This window comes from Burkholderia sp. GbtcB21 (genome assembly GCF_019091065.1).
In the GTDB taxonomy this organism is placed as follows: domain Bacteria; phylum Pseudomonadota; class Gammaproteobacteria; order Burkholderiales; family Burkholderiaceae; genus Burkholderia; species Burkholderia pyrrocinia_C.
The window spans coordinates 309,544-329,603 of sequence record NZ_JAGXKA010000007.1; the positions used below are offsets into that span (position 1 = coordinate 309,544).

At 60.4% G+C, this 20,060-nt stretch carries 20 protein-coding genes and 1 pseudogene; 6 read left to right on the forward strand and 15 right to left on the reverse strand.

The annotated features are described in order from the left end of the window. Window positions 1–153: 153 nt before the first annotated feature. The 11 genes from KVT39_RS18815 to KVT39_RS18865 all read right to left on the reverse strand — a co-directional run bounded on the left by KVT39_RS18815 (window position 154) and on the right by KVT39_RS18865 (window position 11,397). A complete protein-coding gene (locus tag KVT39_RS18815) occupies window positions 154–954 on the reverse strand; it encodes an autoinducer binding domain-containing protein (protein WP_107313285.1) in 801 nt (266 codons plus the stop codon). Window positions 955–1,298: 344 nt separating this feature from the next. Further along, window positions 1,299–2,225 carry a 3-oxoacyl-ACP synthase gene (locus KVT39_RS18820; RefSeq protein WP_107313284.1) on the reverse strand — a complete coding sequence of 309 codons (927 nt, stop codon included), beginning with the start codon at window positions 2,223–2,225 and terminating at the stop codon, window positions 1,299–1,301. After that, a complete protein-coding gene (locus KVT39_RS18825) occupies window positions 2,222–3,271 on the reverse strand; it encodes a 3-oxoacyl-ACP synthase (protein WP_242448963.1) in 1,050 nt (349 codons plus the stop codon). Before KVT39_RS18825 ends, KVT39_RS18820 begins: the two co-directional genes overlap by 4 nt. Continuing rightward, the gene (locus tag KVT39_RS18830; protein ID WP_242448962.1) at window positions 3,259–3,810 is read right to left on the reverse strand and encodes a GNAT family N-acetyltransferase; all 552 of its coding nucleotides are present in this window, start codon (window positions 3,808–3,810) and stop codon (window positions 3,259–3,261) included. Before KVT39_RS18830 ends, KVT39_RS18825 begins: the two co-directional genes overlap by 13 nt. 38 nt (window positions 3,811–3,848) lie before the next feature. Next, window positions 3,849–4,958 carry an acyl-CoA dehydrogenase family protein gene (locus tag KVT39_RS18835; RefSeq protein WP_217589957.1) on the reverse strand — a complete coding sequence of 370 codons (1,110 nt, stop codon included), beginning with the start codon at window positions 4,956–4,958 and terminating at the stop codon, window positions 3,849–3,851. Between the two features lie 28 nt (window positions 4,959–4,986). After that, complete coding sequence (locus KVT39_RS18840) at window positions 4,987–6,195, reverse strand: pyridoxal-dependent decarboxylase, exosortase A system-associated (protein ID WP_217589958.1); 1,209 nt, start codon at window positions 6,193–6,195, stop codon at window positions 4,987–4,989. Next, entirely contained in the window at window positions 6,192–7,811 is a 1,620-nt protein-coding gene (locus KVT39_RS18845) for an acyl-CoA ligase (AMP-forming), exosortase A system-associated (protein WP_217589959.1), read from the reverse strand. Before KVT39_RS18845 ends, KVT39_RS18840 begins: the two co-directional genes overlap by 4 nt. Window positions 7,812–7,861: 50 nt before the next feature. Next, the gene (locus KVT39_RS18850; protein ID WP_217589960.1) at window positions 7,862–8,809 is read right to left on the reverse strand and encodes a 3-oxoacyl-[acyl-carrier-protein] synthase III C-terminal domain-containing protein; all 948 of its coding nucleotides are present in this window, start codon (window positions 8,807–8,809) and stop codon (window positions 7,862–7,864) included. Further along, complete coding sequence (locus KVT39_RS18855) at window positions 8,806–9,705, reverse strand: 3-oxoacyl-[acyl-carrier-protein] synthase III C-terminal domain-containing protein (RefSeq protein WP_217589961.1); 900 nt, start codon at window positions 9,703–9,705, stop codon at window positions 8,806–8,808. The genes KVT39_RS18850 and KVT39_RS18855 overlap by 4 nt, the downstream gene beginning before the upstream one ends. 121 nt (window positions 9,706–9,826) lie before the next feature. Beyond that, window positions 9,827–10,105 (reverse strand): acyl carrier protein, encoded by a 279-nt coding sequence (locus tag KVT39_RS18860; RefSeq protein ID WP_043177519.1) that lies wholly within the window; start codon window positions 10,103–10,105, stop codon window positions 9,827–9,829. Window positions 10,106–10,137: 32 nt separating this feature from the next. After that, window positions 10,138–11,397 (reverse strand): acyl-CoA dehydrogenase family protein, encoded by a 1,260-nt coding sequence (locus KVT39_RS18865; RefSeq protein WP_217589962.1) that lies wholly within the window; start codon window positions 11,395–11,397, stop codon window positions 10,138–10,140. Between the two features lie 230 nt (window positions 11,398–11,627). Between KVT39_RS18865 and KVT39_RS18870 the strand changes: the two genes are divergently transcribed. Beyond that, window positions 11,628–12,464: a FadR/GntR family transcriptional regulator gene (locus KVT39_RS18870; RefSeq protein WP_217589979.1), complete on the forward strand. Its 837-nt coding sequence runs from the start codon at window positions 11,628–11,630 to the stop codon at window positions 12,462–12,464. Window positions 12,465–12,505: 41 nt separating this feature from the next. Here the strand turns inward: KVT39_RS18870 and KVT39_RS18875 are convergent, their stop codons facing one another. From KVT39_RS18875 to KVT39_RS18885, 3 genes are all read right to left on the reverse strand, one after another. Beyond that, window positions 12,506–13,930: an amidase family protein gene (locus KVT39_RS18875; protein ID WP_217589963.1), complete on the reverse strand. Its 1,425-nt coding sequence runs from the start codon at window positions 13,928–13,930 to the stop codon at window positions 12,506–12,508. Window positions 13,931–14,289: 359 nt separating this feature from the next. Next, on the reverse strand, window positions 14,290–14,616 hold the full coding sequence (locus KVT39_RS18880; RefSeq protein WP_217589964.1) for a helix-turn-helix transcriptional regulator: 327 nt from the start codon (window positions 14,614–14,616) through the stop codon (window positions 14,290–14,292). A 64-nt stretch (window positions 14,617–14,680) separates the two neighbouring features. Further along, complete coding sequence (locus tag KVT39_RS18885) at window positions 14,681–15,031, reverse strand: helix-turn-helix transcriptional regulator (RefSeq protein WP_217589965.1); 351 nt, start codon at window positions 15,029–15,031, stop codon at window positions 14,681–14,683. A 181-nt stretch (window positions 15,032–15,212) separates the two neighbouring features. On the opposite strand from KVT39_RS18885, the gene KVT39_RS18890 reads away from it, so the two are divergent. From KVT39_RS18890 to KVT39_RS18910, 5 genes are read left to right on the forward strand one after another with little or no spacing between them, the layout of a single operon-like run. Further along, on the forward strand, window positions 15,213–16,088 hold the full coding sequence (locus tag KVT39_RS18890) for a branched-chain amino acid ABC transporter permease (RefSeq protein WP_217589966.1): 876 nt from the start codon (window positions 15,213–15,215) through the stop codon (window positions 16,086–16,088). 3 nt (window positions 16,089–16,091) lie between these two features. Beyond that, window positions 16,092–17,165: a branched-chain amino acid ABC transporter permease gene (locus tag KVT39_RS18895; RefSeq protein ID WP_217589967.1), complete on the forward strand. Its 1,074-nt coding sequence runs from the start codon at window positions 16,092–16,094 to the stop codon at window positions 17,163–17,165. After that, window positions 17,165–17,899, forward strand: a complete 735-nt coding sequence (locus KVT39_RS18900) for an ABC transporter ATP-binding protein (protein ID WP_217589968.1) — start codon at window positions 17,165–17,167, stop codon at window positions 17,897–17,899. Before KVT39_RS18895 ends, KVT39_RS18900 begins: the two co-directional genes overlap by 1 nt. Beyond that, entirely contained in the window at window positions 17,886–18,656 is a 771-nt protein-coding gene (locus tag KVT39_RS18905; RefSeq protein WP_217589969.1) for an ABC transporter ATP-binding protein, read from the forward strand. Before KVT39_RS18900 ends, KVT39_RS18905 begins: the two co-directional genes overlap by 14 nt. An 8-nt stretch (window positions 18,657–18,664) precedes the next feature. Beyond that, entirely contained in the window at window positions 18,665–19,843 is a 1,179-nt protein-coding gene (locus tag KVT39_RS18910) for an ABC transporter substrate-binding protein (RefSeq protein WP_217589980.1), read from the forward strand. Window positions 19,844–19,899: 56 nt separating this feature from the next. On the opposite strand, the pseudogene KVT39_RS18915 reads toward KVT39_RS18910, so the two are convergent. Further along, window positions 19,900–20,060 (reverse strand): annotated as a pseudogene (locus KVT39_RS18915) (IS30 family transposase); the annotation flags it as partial.

Below are 20,060 nucleotides of genomic sequence, written 5' to 3' on the forward strand. Positions count from 1 at the left end.
GGAGGAGGCGCAGATGAATATTGGACGCGCATCATCCGTGCGAGATTGAAGATCTCTGGTTGGTCCAGAATTATTCAATATATGGGATTCGAGAGGCCCGGGGGCATGGTTAAATCATGCCGGTGACGCGCTCACACATTATTCGGAAAATTTTTACTGAAAATAAGAGGGCCAATCAAGTAGGCCGTAATTGGAGGCAATGACGGCGGCTGCTATCCTGCTATTCACGTTCAGGACCTTCATTGCTTCAGTGATATGATACTCGACGGTATGGCGGGATATTTCGAGAATCATGCAGATATCCGTCGATGTTTTTCCTTGTGCGACCCATGAAAGACATTGGCGCTGACGCGGGGAAAGCTGAATGAACGCCCTCGGATGGGGAGGAGCGAACCGATCCAGCTCCAAACGGAATAGATTGCTGATTACGCTCGCGAGCTGCCGACTCGTCCCTGCATTGATACGGGATGACGGCCCTGACAGATTGATGAGCAAAACACTGCCCCCGATCTCACGAATTGGAATGCTCAGCCCGTTTTTGAGTCCGGCGTCGCACGCTTCCACGAGCACATGTCGCTCAGCATGGTTCAAGTCGGTAATATCGCCCCAGCGATAAGGTCCTGAGGAAGTAAAAGCCACTCGATGTACGGGATCAACGGGGCCATAGTTGTGCTGTAGATAGTGCTGCACCCAGTTATTGGGATAATGTGAGCAGATTGCCTCCATAGACATGCTAGGTCTAGAGCGAATGCAAGTCAGGGAGATCCGTGTGACGGCGTAACATGGAAAACCCAATGGAAGCACCGCATTGCCAAGCAAGTCGGAAAGCGAAGAAATATCCTTTGCATCGGTAAAGAGAGACAGGATTGGCGCCATTCGGGTGGCTAATGTGACATTCCATGGTGGCGGCTTGGACGCTTTTTTGCTTGTGCGATGCCGAAATCGCGTTCTCATGACTTCTGCCTCACTTATTGCCTAGTGGCATTCAAGAGAAATGCTGGAGCAGGGCGCCATCACTGTGGCAGCGACTCCGGCAAACGGTATGGTAGTGGGGTACTGAATACCTGCGCACCCGCTATGCGATGGCCGACGTCGGAGGTTACGTCGAGATGGACGTTGGGTGCGTAGCTAATGTGGAGTCTAATGGTTTGAACCGGAACGTCATCCAATAGATTGTAATAATTTAATACGCAATTTTATTTTTAAAAGTCACCGTCTCGGAACGAGAACGATATTGCAACGTATTTAGCGATCGCGTGCCGCGCCATTAGCGAAATTTCCTGAATTCAACGATCCTGTTAGCGAACGAAGAGTGCCGCCGCGGAAAATCCTCCCACTCCGCGGGCGCATAGCAGGAAAGGCTTACCGGGAACCAGATCATCGCAGTCGGCGAGATTGATGAATGGATCGCTGACCGTCACATGCGCGACGCGGGCAAAGTTGTCAGCAAACAGGCATCGTGCGGGAAGGCCGAGCGATGCGACAGTTCTACGCCAGGTTGGCAGATCAAGATGGGAAGGAAAGATGCGCTGAATATCGGCTGGGGGCACGTTTGCCTCGGCGCTGGTTTGCGTCGCGAGCCGACGCGCGGCAAAGAAGTACTGAGCTGCGAATCGCGATTCGTCTTCTTCCAGTGTGCCGCGCCAACCTTCTCCACTCGCGTGAAACGCCAGCGAGACCAATCGATTGATCGAGGCATTGCGTTCGACCAGCACAGCACATGCGCCATCGCTGAGCAATCCGGCCCCGGCGATTGACCGGTCGTTTGCGAGGGGTATGACGTCTGCGCCCACCAGCAGGCCGCGGTTGATGGACGGACGGGCGGCAAACATCGCGCGAATGATCCGTAGCGCGCCCAGTGATGAGGCGCAATGCTGTTGCGCAAACGAGAATGCCTCTGCCTGCTCGAAACCAAAGTGTTCGCATAGCAGGCGTGGCAGGGATAGCGGCGGAGGGGCGACGCTGCCCTGAAGCGTATGAACGTAGACGAGAAAGTCGATCGTGTCGGGAGCAAAATGGGTCGCACGAACGAGCGATTGGATGGCGTTCGCGGCAAGCGAAAGCGCAGTCTGTCCCCGAGCGTCATAGAACAAGCGCACCCCCGCTTTTTCGAGGCGTTTGACGGTCTCGGCGGACTGCTTCGTTCGTTGGGCCCAGCTGCGGACGTCCTCGGCCGGCTCAGGCAGATAGTAAGCGGTATGGACGATCCCGATAGAAGTGCTCACGGCGGAACGAGATATAGGAGCGGCCGACCATGCGATTCGAACAGTGCGCAACCGACGAAACCGCCCAGGCCGACGCCCCACGTCAGGATTCGATCGCACACTGACAGGTCGTGAGATTCGAGTGCGTTGGCGAGCTGCACGATAGGTTCGGCTGCTCCTAGATGGGCGCGGCGGCGGTCGGAAAATTCAACGACACGGCGACTGAGATGTCGGCAAATAGCTTCATCAAGCTGCGGATCTATTCCTGCTCCTACGACGGTGTCGAGGTCGTTCGGCTGAAGCGCGTGTCGGAGCAGTATCGCGTCGATCGTCGATTGCAGCGCCGGAACCCAATCGGTGCGGATGTCTAGCCTTGAGAGCGGGGCGGGTGGCGCGAACCGGTGGAGGCAGCTGGCGCGTGCGTCGATCACCACCAGTCCGCAAGACGCGGGTCTGGAACGTTCCACGAGGATGGCACCGGCTGCATCGCCCTGCACAATTCCCTGATCCGTCCATCGCGAAAACGGCGAACACCACTTTTCGGCAGCGACGACCAAGATGGTGTTGATTTCGGGCTCCGCAATCAGCAGATCACTCGCCAGCTGGAGGGCCGTGAACGTGGAGGCCCCCTGCTGTTGGGAGATGGAGAACGGGAAGCAGGGCGTGCCGATTACTGCACGCAAGCGTCCAGCGGTCGTTGTGGACACATGCTCGTTGAGGCTACTGTGACAGAACATTGCAATATCGATCGGGGCTTCATTGGCTGGCCGCGCAGCACATATTGTCTGCGCCACTTTCGCGGCGAGCCCGGATAGATCGGTATCGCGCTCAACAGGGACACAACGAAATTCGTCCGGCGCTGCGCTGATTGCAGCGCTTCCGGTTGAAGCCGCCTTCTTTGTGGGGTGAGGGGCGTAATCCGCTTGCCACGACGTGACCCAAGCGTGCCAACCGGACCGCATCGGAGCACTGAGCGTCGGCTCGATTCCGCGCTCACGCTGTACAGCGACTGTGTGCGGCACATAGCTGGCAAGTGCCGTGATCACCGGTGTATTCATGGTGCGCATGGTAGCGCGAGGTCGTCGGGCAGCAGGTCGTAAAGGAGCCGCCCGACGCGCATGCCATCGACGAGATGGCAGTCTCGTTGCTGTCCGATCAGACGAAAACCCAGGCGCGCGAGCAGACGTTGCGACGGAACATTGCAGTCGACAGCCCATGCAGTGATGCACCGCAGCCGATCAAGGACGAACGCTTCATGAAGGAGGTATGTCGCGGCGTTGAAAGCCATATTGACGCAGGTTGGCCGCAACCGGTCGCGAAGGATCCAGAATGAGCCCGTCGCGAAGCGATGCGTGACATCACTGACGGCGACTATACCGCTCGGCACTGTATAGCCAACCGAACCGAATACGCGTATTCGATGCTGTCTGCTATGGACCATTGCTTGCACCGCCAATGCGGGTAGGGTTTGGCGGCCGAGCCCGAAGTCGAACCACCGGCTGATGGTCGGCTGGGCGAGCCAGGCGACGATGTCGTCGATGTCATTCAGCCCTGGTTCGCGTAGCCAGAAAGTAGAGGACGTTGCATGCGATGCAGCGTTGTCCATTGAGGGCTGAGGCGTGCCATCCGTAGGGGCGCAGCCATTCATCCGTCGACCTCGTCATTCGCCATCCGCGGCTCCGCGAGCCAGCCGAGCGCTGTGTCGATGCGCTGCAGCAGGAAGGAAAACCAGTGGCCCGTCTGGAAGCGGGCTGCCGGCGGGAGCCCTTCAACATAACCATGGCCGCCGCAAAGCTGCACGAATTCGCGACTGACGCTGACCGACTCGGCCGCGACGTGTCGCAGTAACTGACGGACCAGCGGGACCGGCGCCGACGGGCGAGCCGTACTTACTGCCTGCAAAAACAGGTGGGTGCCATGGGTGACGATCAGCATGTCGGATAATCGCGCCGCGACGAGCTGGTGGCTTGCTAACGGCTTTCGGAACGCTTGCCGAGTCGTCGCGTAATCGAACGCGAACCGGACGCTATGTTGCATGGCGCCCGTCAAGAGCGCAGCGAGATAGAGGCCGATTTCCGTCATGTACGTTTGCGCGGGAGGAACGCTATCGCTGTCGGCTCGCGCAATTACGGCGAGGGGCGTTTCGGCCGCGGCTTCGTCGGAATGCAATTGCTCCAACACGAGGGTGCCGAGCGTGGCGATGCCTGTCGATCTCGAAGGTCGCTGATCACGTGGGCGCTCGGTGAGGAGGAGGCGCCGCTTCTCATCTATCCGCATGGCGAGGGTCACAGCGTCGCCCAGTGGACCGAGTTGCCATATTGTTGTGTTGTCGATGCCGGGCACGGACAATGCGATCGCTGTTGTGCCGTCGAAATACGCCTGAACTGGCCGAGCCAGAACTGGACCGAGTGTATTGTGCATCCGGAGCACCATGAGCGCGGGTGCCGTCAGCGTCAACTCCAACGCACGCTCAAGCGGTCCGGCGGCGAGCGCTTCGACAACAAGTGCCAGACCGTGACGGTCGATTCCGAGGCCGCCGTGTTCCTCGGGTAGGACCATTGTTCCAAGATCAAGTGTTGCGGCAGCGAGTCTGACGGTTTCTTGCCACGCTGCTACGCTGGGTGAACCGGCAAGCAAAGGCTCCAGTCGGTTGCGCGCGAAGCATTGGCTCGCGATATAGAGGTTGCGTTGATCATCGGTCAGTGCCCACGGCGCCGGAGCGGGCCCTGGCGGGAAGGAATCGGGGGAGAACATCACAATCCTCCACAAAGGACGAGGGTGGTCAGACGAGCATCTCGATCGCATCAGGGTGGCCGAGAAAGTCCCTGGGGCTGGCCGAGCGTCCATACGCACCTGATTGGAAGACGACCACAAAGTCCCCAATGCGAGCCTCGGGAAGCAGCACGTCGTCGGCGATCCGGTCGAGCGGCGTGCACAGGCATCCGACGATGTGGCAACGCTCCGTCGGGACTTGTGTTTGGCGATTCCCGATGGCGACCGGAAAATTGCGGCGCAGGATCTGCCCGAAGTTTCCCGATGCAGCCAGATGGTGGTGCAGGCCGCCATCGGTAATCAGGAACGTTCGGTTTCGGGATACCTTGCGATCGATCACTCGGCAGACATAGATGCCGGCTTCCCCGACCAAATATCGCCCAAATTCCAGGATCGCGCGCGTGTCCGGTAAACGACCGCGGAATACGCCGAGCCAATCGTGCATGGCATCGGTGACCGCAGCGAGGTCAAGTGGTGTTTCACCCGCGAAATAGGGGATGCCGAAACCGCCTCCGAAGTTCACGTATTGCGGGGCGAGCGACAGGCCAGCGGCCAATCTCACGACGAGATCCGCGCTTTTCCGTTGAGCCTCGATGACGGTCGGGGCGTGCAAACACTGGGACCCCCAGAAAATATGAAAACCGGCCAACGATACTTCTCTGGCATCGAGCTCGCGCAGTAGCTCGGGCACCTGCTCCACATCGAGCCCAAAAGGGGTGGCCCCCCCACCCATGCGCATCCCGCTGTGATTCACGTGAAAGTCCGGGTTGACTCGAACGGCGACCTTCGGCTGCACACCGAGCTCCCAGCCGAGTGCTGTCACGAGGTGCAGCTGGGTGATCGATTCGAGGTGAATGTTGACACCGCTTGCGACGGCGCGACGCAAGTCGTCGCGGCTCTTGCCTGGGCCGGCAAAGCCGACCAGTTCTGCGGGCATGCCCGCATTCAGCGCAAGTGCCATCTCGTTGGCCGATGCCACGTCGAACCCGTCCATCTGCGGCGCGAGGTGATAGACGACCGCGGGCATTGGGTTCGCCTTGATCGAATAATGCAGGTCGATACCGGGTGGCAGCGTATCGCGCAGCGTGCACACACGCTGGTCGAGCGTTGCGCGATCATAGGCGAAGAATGGTGTGCGCCCTGCGCGATCGGCTAGGCGATTGATCTCGACGCCGCCGACGGTGAGGACGCCTTCGCGCTCGCCAAACAGTCCGTTCATGATTGCCTCACTTCGGCGGCGGCGTTCGGACTGGAGAAGGCGGCGCGCAATGCGGCTCGATCGAATTTCCCGTTGGGGTTGCGTGGAACCATCTCGCGAACCACGATGCGATGCGGCACCATGTAGCGCGGCAGATGTTCCACACACCAGGCCTGAAGCGTTTGAGCATCGAAGCCAGTGGCGGCCGGCACGACCAACAGGACGATAGCTTCGCCAAGTTCATCGTCAGCGATGCCGAAGGCAACCGCTTCCGTGACAAGGCCGCTGTCGTGAACGACTTCTTCGATCTCTTCCGGGCTGATGCGATAACCAGAACTCTTGATTTGGGCGTCGTTGCGTGCGACGAAGTACAGGAATCCTTCTGCATCTCGCAGTACCAGATCACCTGACCAGACAGCACGATCTCGCGGCGCGCCACCGGGTTTCAACTCGGGCGAAGGTCGATAGCGCTGGGCTGTGCGCGTCGCGTCATTCCAATAACCGAGCGTGACGCAGGCTCCGACATGGACGAGTTCTCCGGTTTCGTCCGGTCCGCAAAGCGAGCCATCATCGCGAACGACCAGAATTCGGGCGTTAGGTACGGCTTTCCCAATGGAATCGGGCCGCCGATCGACCTCTGATGGGTCGAGAAACGTGGAGCGAAATGCCTCGGTCAGGCCATACATTAGAAAGGGTTTGGCCTGCGGAAACAATGCCCGGAGTTGCTGCAAGACGGGCGCCGGCAGCTTGCCGCCGGTATTCGCGAAGTAGCGTAGCTTCCGGCGTGCCGTTTCGGGCCAAGCCGCACGGGCCAGTTGCATCCACAATGGCGGTACGCCCGTGATCGCTGTAATGCGTTCGCTCGCGCAGGCATCAATGACGTCTTGCGGTGCCAGATAGTTGATGAGCACGGCGGTGGCTCCCGCCGCCCAGGCCGATGTGAGCTGACTCAGGCCAGCATCGAAACTGAGCGGCAGGGCGGCGAGGATTCGATCGGATGAGACGTTGTTCAGATAGTGAGCAACGCTCCAGGCACCTTCGAGCAGGTTGCGGTGGCTCAGCATCACGCCTTTCGGCAATCCAGTCGAGCCTGATGTGTAGAGAATGGCGGCCAGATCCGTGTCGACATTGGCCGACGCCGGTGATTGTGGTGGATTTTCACTATCGCGTTCCGTGCGATTTCCGCTCGCGGACTCGGGCCAGCTTTGAACGTGCGTTGTTGTTCGGAGATGTCGGCTTGCGGAGCCGGCATCGTCCACGATGATTGTGTTGGAAACGCCGGTAAGACCATGTTCGTCAAGGACCCGCGCGCGCAGCGCGCTGGTAATCAGGCAATCGGCACCGGAGTCGAGCAGGATATGATCGACCTGCTGGGGTTTGAGGAGCGGATTGATAGGAACGAACACGCATTGCGCGGCAGCCGCACCAAGCATCGACACGACGGTTTCGACACGTTTGTCCAGATAGATCGCAATGCGCGCGCCGGCCGTGAACCCGAGTGCGTGGAGCGCGTCACCCATACCGCGCGCGCGGAGAGCCAGATCCTGGTAGCTTACTCGGGCGGAACCGCAGACGAGCGCTTCCGCATCAGGTTTGCGGCTTGCAGCGGCTTGCACGAGGTCGAGTATGTTTCTCATGATGGTATCCGGATCGAATGTCGAGCGTTGAAAGGAAATCGATGGGCTGATCAGTGGCGGACCACCATCGCACCAAAGCACCCTACCAGGCCACACGAGAACAGCAGCGACCAACCGCCCGGTTCCCGGTTCGAACATGTCTGGAAGTTAATGAAAGGATCGGCGCCAAAGACGTGGCCGATTGGCGCGAAGTTCGCCGTGAAGAGCCGCTCGCGAGGGATGGCTAGCATTGCCATCAGCCTGGACCAGCCCGGAAGATTGGCGTGATGCGGGAGTACGTGTGTAATCTCGCGTGTCGTGACGCCCGCTTGCTGAATGGCGGCACGCATGGTCGTGAACGCAGACCAGTAGTATCGATCGTCGGGAACCGGCTGCAGATCCTCGTCCGTACCGCGGAAGGATCGTCCGTCTGTATACAAGTGCAAGCCCGCGATGGCGTTTCGGTGACCACCTCGTTCTAGCAGCAGCGCACAGGCACCGTCGCTATGGAGTGCAAGATCCTGGATTGCTCGCAGCCGATCGCAGTGGGATCCGATCACATCGGCGCAGACCACAATTGCGCGCCGGAATGCGGGCCGTCGCAGAGCGAGCACCTGCAACACACGGATTGCGGCCATTGGTGAGACGCAGTGCTGTTGCGTGATTGAAAATGCCAGCGCACGGTTCAGATTCATTTGGGACTGGATCTGTTGCGTAGTACTCGCGGGTGGTGCGATAACGCTGGTCTGAATCGTGTGCGTGTACACGAACGCATCGATCGTTTCGGGTGCTGTTCTGGTGTTGCGCAGCAGGGACGAAATAGCGTCGACGGCAAGTGTCACGGGCGATTCGCCAGCTGCGTCGTGGAACTGCGTTACGCCGTTTTCGATCAGTGCACGCGCACGAGTCGACGGCTGACCACAGCGCTCCGCCCAGCGATGCGCATCCACAGTCCGATCTGGCAGGCTGAACGCGATGCCAGACAGAGCAAGGGAGCTGGCTTGTTGCGACGCAATCATGATCCACCTCGACGAAATTCAAGGAGAGCGCAACCGGCCTGCCCTTGGAAACCGGCAGACCAAACGAGGGCATGTTGTCCCTCGTTAGGGTTGATCGATTGCAGCAGCGCGTCGAATCGCGCGGGTGTGTCGGCTGCGCAGAAATGGCCGGGCGCATCCATGCGTATGTGGCAGATACGTTCGGGCCGCAATCCACAGCGCGTGTGGATTTCGCGGGCCAGATGAGTGTCGATTGGCGCCGGAAGTACCCAGTCGACATTGGCAGGTTGAAAACCTGCGCTTGCGCACGTCTCGCTAATGACGTCCGTGAGCGTCGATGTACAGATGGGTTCGCGCCCACTTGCGAGAGGTGGGATTCCGGGCGTTCGTACCGTGAGCCCGCTGATCCGCCATCCGGGGCCGGCGTGTCTCGAGATCAGTACGGCACCGGCCCCGTCGCCCATGTCGATCAGTGCACCTATCCGACGTGAGAATGGCCGGCGCCAGCGCTCCGCGGCGACAATCGCGACGGTATTCAGTCGGATGTCAGCGGCCATCGTCGCCATGGCAATGTCCAACGCCATCAGGAACGACACGCCTTGAAGCTGCCCGACCGCCAGAGGTGCTCGGCTTGATCCAAGTTCGCTGTGGAGACGGCAGGCGCACGACAATGCCAGATCATGCTCGAAGCTCGTTGTGCATACGATGATTTGATCGGGTGTGAGCGCCTCGACCTGAGACGACGAGTCAAGCAGCGTTCGCACTGTGGCAAGTGCCATGTCGGACAATGTCTGGTCCGATTCCACGGCGCCCCGGTTTTCAGTAGCCCGTGATGCTTGTGGCAACGGAATACCGGCTACGCCGAATGGGGCACCACTGTCGCGCCACCGCAGCGTATCGGCATACACTGCTTGCATCACATCCTCTCGTGCGGACCCACCGTAAACCATGAATGGTTCGGAATGTGCATCGGCCGGGACATCGTGCTGTGGGATATATCGCGCCGTTGCGACAATGCGCGGTTCGGTGCCAGTGAAGTTAGTCGAAGGACGCATGGGATTCAACGAAAGAGACGAGATTGCCGAAGCGCAGAAACAGATCGGCGGATAGATCCTCGGGGGCCAGCGTGAAACCGAAGCGCTGTTCGAGTTGCAACAGCAAGTCCGTCATATTCATCGAATCCACACCGACATCGAAGAGGTTGGTGTCGTCTACGATGAGATCGGTGCTCAGGGTGCTGCCAAGTACCGATAGCAAGCAAGCTTTCACTGTCTCGGACACGCTGGCGGAGCTGGGGGAAACGGGATGGGTTGCCATGAACGATCTCCAGTGCGAAGTTTCGGATGGGTTCAGGATGGGTGCGCTTCTGTAGAGCGGTGCGGCGCGGGAGAGGTGACCTCCCAGGGAAGAGAAGCCGAGCGGAGTGTGGAGCGAGCAATCATGAGCCGCTGCAGGTCCCCGGTACCTTCCATGATGTCGAAGGCCTTTGCATCGCGATAGCTTTGCTCAAGCGACGGAAAGGCAGCGATACCATCAAGGCCGGCGAGATCGATTGCAGCTCGGGTGATGCGGGCGGCTACTTGTGACGCGTACGCCTTGGCCATTGACGCGTCCTCCGAAGTGGCCATTCCTTGATCTGTTTTCCACGCCGCGTGTCGGCAGAGCAACTGGGCTGTAGTGATTTGCCGATCGATATCGAGCAGAGCTTCGTTCACGTCGGCAGTGCGATGGCGTTGATTCACAGGATGTCCGCCTGTGTCGAAGTAGGCCGCGAGATCGTCGCGTACTCGTCGACATGCGCCGACCATGACCGCGGAAAGTAGGGGGCGGAAGTAGTCCCATGCGTGTTGTGCGCCCGAAAACGCGTCGTTGAGAGGCTTTTCGTCACCGCGTCTGAGAAGTGCGTCGTCGGGTACTTCGCAGTCGTTGTAGGAGAGAACCGCGAGTTGACTGGCGCGCAGCCCCGCCATTTGCTCGACGCGATCGACGGAGAAGCCCGGGGTATTGCGATCGACATGGAACGCTCGAACACCGAAGCGACCAGCGTGCCGATTGATGGTGGCGAACGTGATGACATCGTCCGCGCGTGCGCCATTGGTGATGAAGCACTTGGTGCCGTTCAGCACCCAGCCGCGCGCCGTCTTGCGAGCGGTGGTCCGCATCGCGGTCGCATCCGAGCCGCAGTCTGGTTCCGTAATGGCAAACGCACCCCAGCGCGGTGTGTCGCTGCGAAATCGTTTGAAGAAGCGGGTCTGTTGCTCGCCGCTGCCGAGTGCGAGGACGGGCGGCATTGCGAGGCCGGGGCCGGGCAGCGCGAGTGCTAGTGCCGCGTCTGCATATCCGAGATATTCCATCAGTGTGGTGCGCGACATCAGGGATTGCACGTCCACGCAACCTCCATACGCGGCCGGAACGAGATTCAAGTTCAGCGCAGGTACGTCCGAGGGTGCACAAACTGCATCTGGAATCTGCCGTGTCCGGTCGGCTTCGGGGCAGTGCAAACGCATGCGTGCAGCAAGCTGATCCAGTTCCAGCCCGTCGGCCGCGAGGGTGGCCCGGATGGTCGCAAGCGTGGATTGCACCTGAGACGACTTCACCGACTGTGACATGAGGGATTTCTCCTGATGGCAACCAATATCGAGTGACCGACATGCGGGGAAGTGATGGGTATTCGGCGCATGGCGTTCGGGTTGCAGCGTAGGTCTTGGTCACCATCCCGGCTACTCCTAACATTGGGAGGGGGCTTGCATGGAGCCGGAAATCTGGTCGTGCTGAGCGCGGATGCCTGATAATGGCGCCGGGATACAGCAGTGAATGGCCAACGACGGACGTGACCGATATGGCAGGGCGAAAACCGACAACCGAAAAGAAGATGTCGCCGGCGCAGCCGGATAAGCGAGGCTCGCGCGCAATCAAGCGCGGCGACCAAGTGGCCGAGCAGATCAAGCGTTGGATTAACGACGGGCAGGCACGGCCAGGAAAGCGCTTGAACAAGGAGGCCGAGCTTCAGCAGATGTTCAACGTCAGCCGCGGCTCGATGCGCGATGCGCTCAAGGCGCTGGAGATGCAAGGGCTCGTGAGCCTGAGTACCGGGCCGGATGGCGGGGCGACGATTACGCGCGTGCCACTGGCCCGAGCATTCCAGTCGCTGCAGAACTATCTGTTTTTCGAGAGCGTCACGCTCGAGGACATTTATGCGGTACGCCGCACGCTGGAACCCATGGTGGCGGCGGGTGCGGTTCCCCATCTGAGCGACGCGGACTTCGATGCGCTCGAGCGCAGTGTGTCCGTCTGCGAGCCGTTCGAGGCACGTCACGCCGAGGCGCTCGACCAGCGACACGAGGATATCCATTTCCACGATGTACTGGCTGCTGCGCATCCGAATGCGTTTCTGCGCAGCCTGTGCCAGATCATTAACCAGATGCTGCACACGCTCGTGATCGTGGCGGGAAACGTGACGCAGCAGGACTATCAGGCATTCGGGCGGCACACGGTTGCCGCGCACCGCGCGATACTGGACGCCGCGCGACGCCGGGATGCCGACGCGGTCGCACAACTCATGACGGCGCACATGGACGAAGCGTATGCGCAGCTGCGCACAGTGCACGCTGCGCTGCAGCAGAAGCTGGTGCTGGATTCGGAGTTGGACCTGAGCTCCGATCGTGACGCCGGCTAACGCATCCAAGTGAGATCCAGTCCACTTCTGCTCCTAGCTCGTTAGGTGGGCGTTGCTCTGGCCGCAGCGGCGGAGAGCTCGCGTGTCAGCTCACCGAACGGGGCGCGCCCAAACGTGCGTTCGAACATATGGCTCGCCCACAACACCAATGCATCGGCATGGCGACTGCCTACTATCTGGATGCCAACGGGCAGGCGCGTGGCGGTCATACCGGCATAGAGGCTTGCCGCCGGCAGTCCCAGCTGATTGCACCAAGCCGTGAAATGCGGAAACGACGCTTCGTTCAAACTCACTTCGGTAAGTGAGGGGGCCACGTCGGGATACACCGGGCAGATGAGGAGATCGTGCCGCTCGAAAAACGCATTGACGGCGGCGCCCAGTTCTCCCCGTTCGATCAGCGCGCCCAATAGCTCACCCCGCGAGATGCAGTTGCCGGCTTGCGCGTATGCCTGCAGCGACGGGCCGAGTTCGGCCCACCTGTCGGTCATGCCGTCCGTGAGCTGACGGCAGCATGCACGCCAAAGTGTTGTGTGGACCGCATTGCATTGCGCGACGCCAGGCGGATCGGCGACGTGAACGAGTGCTCCAAGTTCGCGAAACATCGCTGCTGTTCGTACCACGGCATCGTGGATTGCGGTCTCGGCGATGACAGGTAATCCGAGCGTGGGACTGCACGCAATACGAATACCGCCCGGAACGGGAAGGCATGACAGCCCGCGCGCATAGTCTGCTCCCTCGAACGGTAAAGCGTACCAGTCGCGGCTGTCCGGGCGGCTGATGATCGTTAGGATCTGCGCGGCATCCTCAACGCAACGTGTCATCGGTCCGACATGACTGAGCAGACCGAAGGGACCGCGAGGTGCGTGGGGCACTCGCCCAAAACTGGGCTTGAATCCGAAGACACCGGTGAAGGAGGCTGGGATGCGAATGGATCCGCCGCCGTCCGTGCCAATGGCCACCGGGCCCATTCCGAGCGCAACGGCGACGGCCGCACCTCCGCTGCTGCCACCCGGCGTACGCGAGCGGTCCCATGGATTGCGCGTGGTGCCGGTGAGGGGACTGTCGGTGACGATCTTGTGTGCGAAATCCGGCATGGTCGTTTTGCCAAAGCAGATTGCCCCCGCCTCACGTAGGCGCGCCACGCTGGGACTGTCCGATGCGGCGGCTTCAGGCACCGTTGCCCGCGACCCGTATCGCGTGGGGAGTCCGGCAACGGCGATGTTGTCCTTGATGCTGACCGGGACGCCGTCGAGTTGGCTGAGGGGCGCGCCACGCTGCCAGCGCGCCTCGGACGCCCGCGCCAATTCAAGAACCTCATCGGCGACTTGACAGAATGCGTTGAGCGTCGGATCCAATGACTGGATCCGCTCCAAGGTGGTCTTCATCACATCGACGGGCGACGTCCGTCCGTTCGCATACAGCCCGCTAAGTTCCCACGCAGTCAGTTCACACAGATCGCTTCCCATGCTATTCTCCAATTAATTATAATAAATTAACGGTAGGCGTGATCGGCCGCGTTTGTCAAGCTGCGGGGCATCATGCCAGGTGGCGAAGTGCCGGGTAAACGCTCGGATGAGGCACGTTGACGAGTGATCGCGACGAGCGTAGATTTAATGATAATAAATAGGTGACGCGCCAAGCGTGATCCGCAGCGGAGACGCGGAATTCATGACATGCCGCGTATTTCGGGACGCAAGGTGTCCAGTCACCGAAATCGGCGACGCGTCGTTTGCTCTAGAGAACCGGGGCGTATTGGGAGGGTATGTGGTGTCGTTGCCGGCACAGAGGGTGCTGCGATGCGCCCGATGAGGAGCGTCTTTGAGCGCTATTCCTGCGCGAGTGCTTCCGCGCTCGCAACGAGTGCTCTTTTCTTTTCCTTGCTCAGTCGGCCGGCGATGGCAAGAAGGTTTGCGAGCAGGTCGTCGTCCTCATAGAGGAAGCTGGTGGGGACCAGCATCGCGCGCGCCAGACGTTGGCTGGTTTGAAGCGTGGGCGTATGTTTGCCCTTTTCGTATTGGTTAACGCGGGCGCTGGCGGAAAATTCGTCGATGCCAGCCTGGATGCCGAGCTGTTCCTGAGTAAGGCCCGAGCGCAATCGAGCCTGCTTCAGGCGCTTGGGAAACACGGAGGTAGAGGTGGCATCGCTGGACATTCACGGAGTGTCCAAGAAAGGCGTGCGGTTTTTACTAAGTAAATCTTAGTCTGTGGGCTAAAACTTACTTGGTCTTGGAGGTGAGGGTGGTAGTCTGCGTCAACGCTTCAGCGCTCTTGAGGAGGGTCTTTCTCTTTTCGCGAGGTAGCCTTGCGACAGTCGCGAGAAGACTTGCGAGAAGGTCATCTTCTTCGTAAAGGAAACTGGTCGGAACCTGCAGCGCAGCGGCCAGCCGCTGCCCCATCTGTACCTTAGGTGTGTGCTTTCCGCTTTCGTATTGATTCACGCGCGCGCTTGCGGAGAATTCGTCGATTCCGGCTGCGATCCCAAGTTGCTCCTGGGTGAGGCGCGAGCGTAGGCGAGCCTGTTTCAGGCGCTTGGGGAAAACAGCGGATGTCGATGAGGATCGAGGCATCCTAAGAGTTTCTTTAGTTATTGTGGGATTTTTACTAAGTATCTCTTAGCCTAAAAGCTAAGATTTCCTTAGGTGAATGGCGGCGAAGTGATGACTTCTCTGCTTGGTGAAACGACGACTCCGCAGCTTTTCGAGTTGGACAGGATTGGCATGGCGGACATGACATGACGGACTTTTGACGATGGCGACAATCTTGAACATCCTCAGCTACGTGAGCATCCTCGCGCTAGTCGTGCTGGGTCTCGCGATCATCTTCGGTTTGATGGACATCGTGAACCTCGCACACGCGGAATGGGTGACGATCGGGGCCTACACGTTGGCAGTGGCGCAATCGTTGGGCGGGCCGCATGCGTTCTGGCTCGCGTTGTTTGTGGCGCCGGTGGTTGGTGCGGTGCTCGGGTGGTTCCTTGAGCGCCTCGTGATCCGACTGCTCTACGACCGTCCGCTCGACACATTGCTCGCGACGTACGCGATCAGCTTGATCGTCCAGAAAGCCCTCGAACTGATTTTCGGCACACATCCGATGTTGGTGTACGCGCCCGTCGATGGGGCGATTCCCGTGCCGGGGGGCAGCTATCCGGCGTATCGACTCTTCGTGATTGGCGTTGCAGCGGTCATGACGGTCGTTTGCTGGCTGCTATTTGCCTATACGCGCTTCGGAACTCAGTTGCGTGCTGTGATCCAGCACCCAGCGATGGCAGAGGCAGTCGGTATCGACACGCGACGGCTGAACCGGCTGGCGTTCTGTGGCGGTGCCGCACTCGCGTCGCTGGCCGGTGTACTTGTCGCGCCGATGATATCGGTGGAGTCCCACCTTGGCGTCGCTTATCTGGCCAAGGCGTTCTTCGTGATCGTGTTGGGCGGTATCGGTTCGATCACCGGCAGTCTGCTGGGTAGCGCCTTCGTCGGCACGGCCGAAACGCTGCTCAGTTATCGCGTGGATCCGTCGCTCGCCTCGGCGATCGTGCTGATTCTGTCCATCGTTCTGATCCGTTTTCGGCCACAAGGGCTGTTGCCCGGTTTCAGCGCCGCCCATCAGCTCCACGGTAAAGGTTGAATCATGCTCCGACAACTTCTTTCGAGTACGCGCCGCTGGCTGTTTCAGCCAGCGCTCGGTATCGAAGACATCTCTCCGATGGCAATCGGCGCCGCGATCGTTGCTGCCGCATTGATCTTGCCGTATTGCCTGGGGAGCTATCCGCTTTCGACCGTGCGGGATGCGCTGATCATGGGACTGCTGGCGCTGAGCTACGACGTGCTGTGGGGCAGGGCTGGTGTGCTCACGCTCGGACACACGACCTTCTTCGGACTCGGCGCGTACGGTTTCGCAATCGCCACCGTGCAATATGGACAGACGTCCGCCGTTGGAGTGATCGTAGGGCTGATCTGTGCCATGGTCGTCGCGGTCGTGTTGGGCTATTTCCTGTTGTTCGCCGGTGTGCGGTTGCATTTTTTCGCCATTATCAGCATGGCCGTGCTGATTGTCGTCCAGCAACTGGCGACAAGCTGGCAGTCGGTCACGGGCGGTGACACGGGCCTCCTCGGCATTCCGGGATTGTCCTTCTCACCGGTCGGGCAGACGCTCGATTTGAGCGGGGCGCGCGGGTCCTGGTACACGGTCGTGACCGTGCTTGCCGTGCTGCTCGTCGCGACCTGGCTCGTATGTCGCAGCCGGTACGGCAAAGTGCTGACCGCGATCGCGACGAACGAATGGCGCGCAAAGGCGTGCGGCTATCACACGTCCGGGCACCTTTTGCTGGTGTTCGTCGCATCGGCCGGACTTGCCGCTATTGCAGGAACGTTGATGGCCGCCTGTTCGGGGGTAGTGGCGCCCGATGTGTTCTCGCCGGTGCTGGCTACCGAAGTCATTCTATGGGTGGCGATCGGCGGTAAAGGCACGCTCGGTGGTCCGGTACTCGCCGCCGTTGGGTTGACGCTGCTTAAGCAAACGGTATCGAGCGCAACTACTGACGGATGGCCGCTGCTGCTCGGCGCATTGTTCCTCTGCTGCGTGCTGTTCCTGCCCAACGGCGTACGACTCGATGGCTTGATTGCCGGGACAAGTCGGATCGATCGAATTCGACGGGGACGTAGCCCCTTACATCGTGCCGAACGCGTGGAAGGAGGCCGGTAATGGATACGCCGCTGATAAAGGGTGAAGGGTTGCAGCGCGCGTTCGGTGGCATTCACGCGGTCGACAACGTCGATGTGTCGATTGGCTCACACGACCTGCTGTGCGTGATTGGCCCGAACGGCGCTGGCAAGAGCACTTTGGTCGGGCTGTTGTCCGGTGCGATCGCGCCAGGGGCCGGAGAGTTGTATCTCGCAGGTGAGCGCATGACGGGGCGGCCGATGCACCGATTCTGCCGACGCGGCGTGGTTCGCAAGTTCCAAGGCACGAACACATTTCTTTCAATGAGCGTGCGCGAGAACCTCGTCGTCGCGGGCCTCGGTGTTACCGCGTACCGGCACACGCCGATGCCGAACCCGGACGCCATTCTGGACGAGATAGGACTGTCGGACCAGGCCAACTTATGTGCGATGACCCTGCCGCATGGTGAACGCCAGTGGCTGGAGATCGGTATGGCGATGATGTGCCAACCCGCGTTGCTCTTGCTCGATGAACCGGCCGCTGGCCTCTCGGTCGCCGATGCGCAGCGGCTCGTATGCCTGATTCACCGTCTGCGCGAGCGCTGCGCGGTACTCGCGATCGAGCACGACCTGAGCTTTGTCGAAGCGCTACGGTGCGAGACCTGGGTCATGCACCGCGGCCGGATCGTTCGACGGGGCTCCTATGCGGACATCGCGCGCGATGAAGAGATCCGGCGCATCTATCTCGGTCAGGGAGCGGGTCATGCTACACATTGAGAATTTGTCTGCCGGATATGGCGACGTAGCAGTGCTGCATCAACTCGACCTCGATGTCGGGCCAAACGAAGTTGTCGGAGTACTCGGCTGCAATGGCGTGGGCAAGACGACCCTGGTCAAAGCGATCATGGGCTTGCTGCCACGCGTGACAGGTGACGTGCGGTTTCAGGGGCAATCCATCAACGGCTTGCGCACCCATGCGATTGCCCGACGCGGCATCGGACTGGTTCCTCAGGGGCGCTGGATTTTTCCCAAACTGACCGTGCGCGAAAACCTCATGATGGGCACGCAGGCTGTGGTTGGTGGGGCGATTCTCGACGAGGTGTTCGAGTATTTCCCCATTCTCAAGTCCCGACTCTCGCAGCACGGCGGCACGCTGTCCGGTGGTGAGCAACAGGTGCTCGCGATTGCCCGCGCGCTGTGCGGTCGGCCGAAACTGCTGTTGCTGGACGAACCGTCCGACGGTGTGCAGCCGAATCTGGTCGAGCTGATCGGCGAGGTCATCCCAACGCTGTGCCGCCGATCGCAGCTCGCGGTGCTGCTCGTCGAGCAGAACCTCGATCTCGTGCTGCGCAGCGCGCAGCGCTGCATCGTGCTCAAGAATGGACGAGTTGCCCATGCCGGCCGCATCGAGCCACGAAGCGGTTCGGCGGGGGCTCATCCGTTGGCGCAATACCTGTCGCCGGCTGCCGAGCCTGACACGTCTTCAATCTCTTCACCACATTCGATGCATTCCCACCTGGACCTCACCCGATGAAGACTCCGATGAATCGTCGCGCCTTTACCCGAACCGCCTTATTCAGTGCCGTCGGCGCACTCACCACTTCTGCCATGCCGTCGTTGGTACGAGCCACCACGCCGCTCAAGATCGGCTTGCTCGCGCCTTTGAGCGGTCCGCTCACCCGCGTGGGCGAGACCAACCGCAACTGCGCGCAGTTGGCTGTCGACGAAATCAACGCCGCCGGTGGATTGCTGGGACGCCCGTTGCAACTGAGTGTCGAGGATACCCAGATGTCCACCGCCGTGACGCTGCAGAAGGCCCGGCAACTGTTGATGCGCGATGAGGTCGCTGTCCTGACCGGCATGGTGCTACCGTCCGAGCGCGAAGCAGCGTTGCAGGCCGCCAAGTCGGCTGGGCGGTTGGTGATCTACCCGAACTTCGACGAGGGGCGCTGCGATCCGAATCTGTTCACTACGGGCCTGACTGTCAACCAGCGCGTCGATCCACTGATCGATTGGCTGATGCGCAAGGGTGGTCGCACGGTCTGCGCGGTGGTCTCGGACATCGGCAGCAACCGCAAGGTGCTGGTGCCCGCGCTGCAGGCAGCGGTGAAGCGTTACAGCGGGCAGTTTCTCAACGTGTATTGGTTGCCGTTCGGCACACGCGATTATGGTGCGGTGTTGCAGCAGATCGCAAGCCAGCGCCCACAGATCGTCTGGCACAGCATCGGCGACGACCCGGTCACCTTCGTCAAGCAGTACCGCTCGTTCGGCATGAAACCGCAACTGGTAACTGACATTGCGCACGAGTCGCTGTCGATCGCGACCACGGGCGCGTCGACCGGGATCGTTGGCGTTTCCTCGTATTTCATGAGCGTCGACAACCTGGAGAACCGGGACTTTCTCGCGCGTTACACGGCGCATGAAGCTGGCCCGAACGACCCTCGGTTAGGGCAGTTGGCCGTGGTGCTACCGCACGGCGAGTGCACGTATGCCGGACTTCGCCTGTTTGCGGCGGCTGTCAAGGTGGCCGGCAGCGTCGACGTCACCCGCGTGAAAGCCGCGCTGTCGGGTGTTTCGTTGAATTTGCCGCGTGGCAAGGCGGGCGTGAGCCAGGACGGCGACCATGTGTTGTGCCAAACCCGTATCGGCAGGGCGCTGTCGGACAACGGTTTCGCGGTGTTCGACTCGGCCGGACCAATTCCACCGCAGTGCGAGGGATAGGCATGAGGTAATTAAACACGTGGCGGTTTCAAGGGCGAAGTGCAACACCTCGCGGGTTACTGAACAGGAACTCGATCCGTGGGGTTAGCCAGAATCTGAGCAAGGATTTGCAGAGGCGTGTGCCAGTTCAGCGTGGCCCACGGTCGTGTGTTGAGCTTGTCAGCAATCGCGTCGAGGTCTTTTTGAGAGTAGACGGACAGATCCGTACCCTTGGGCA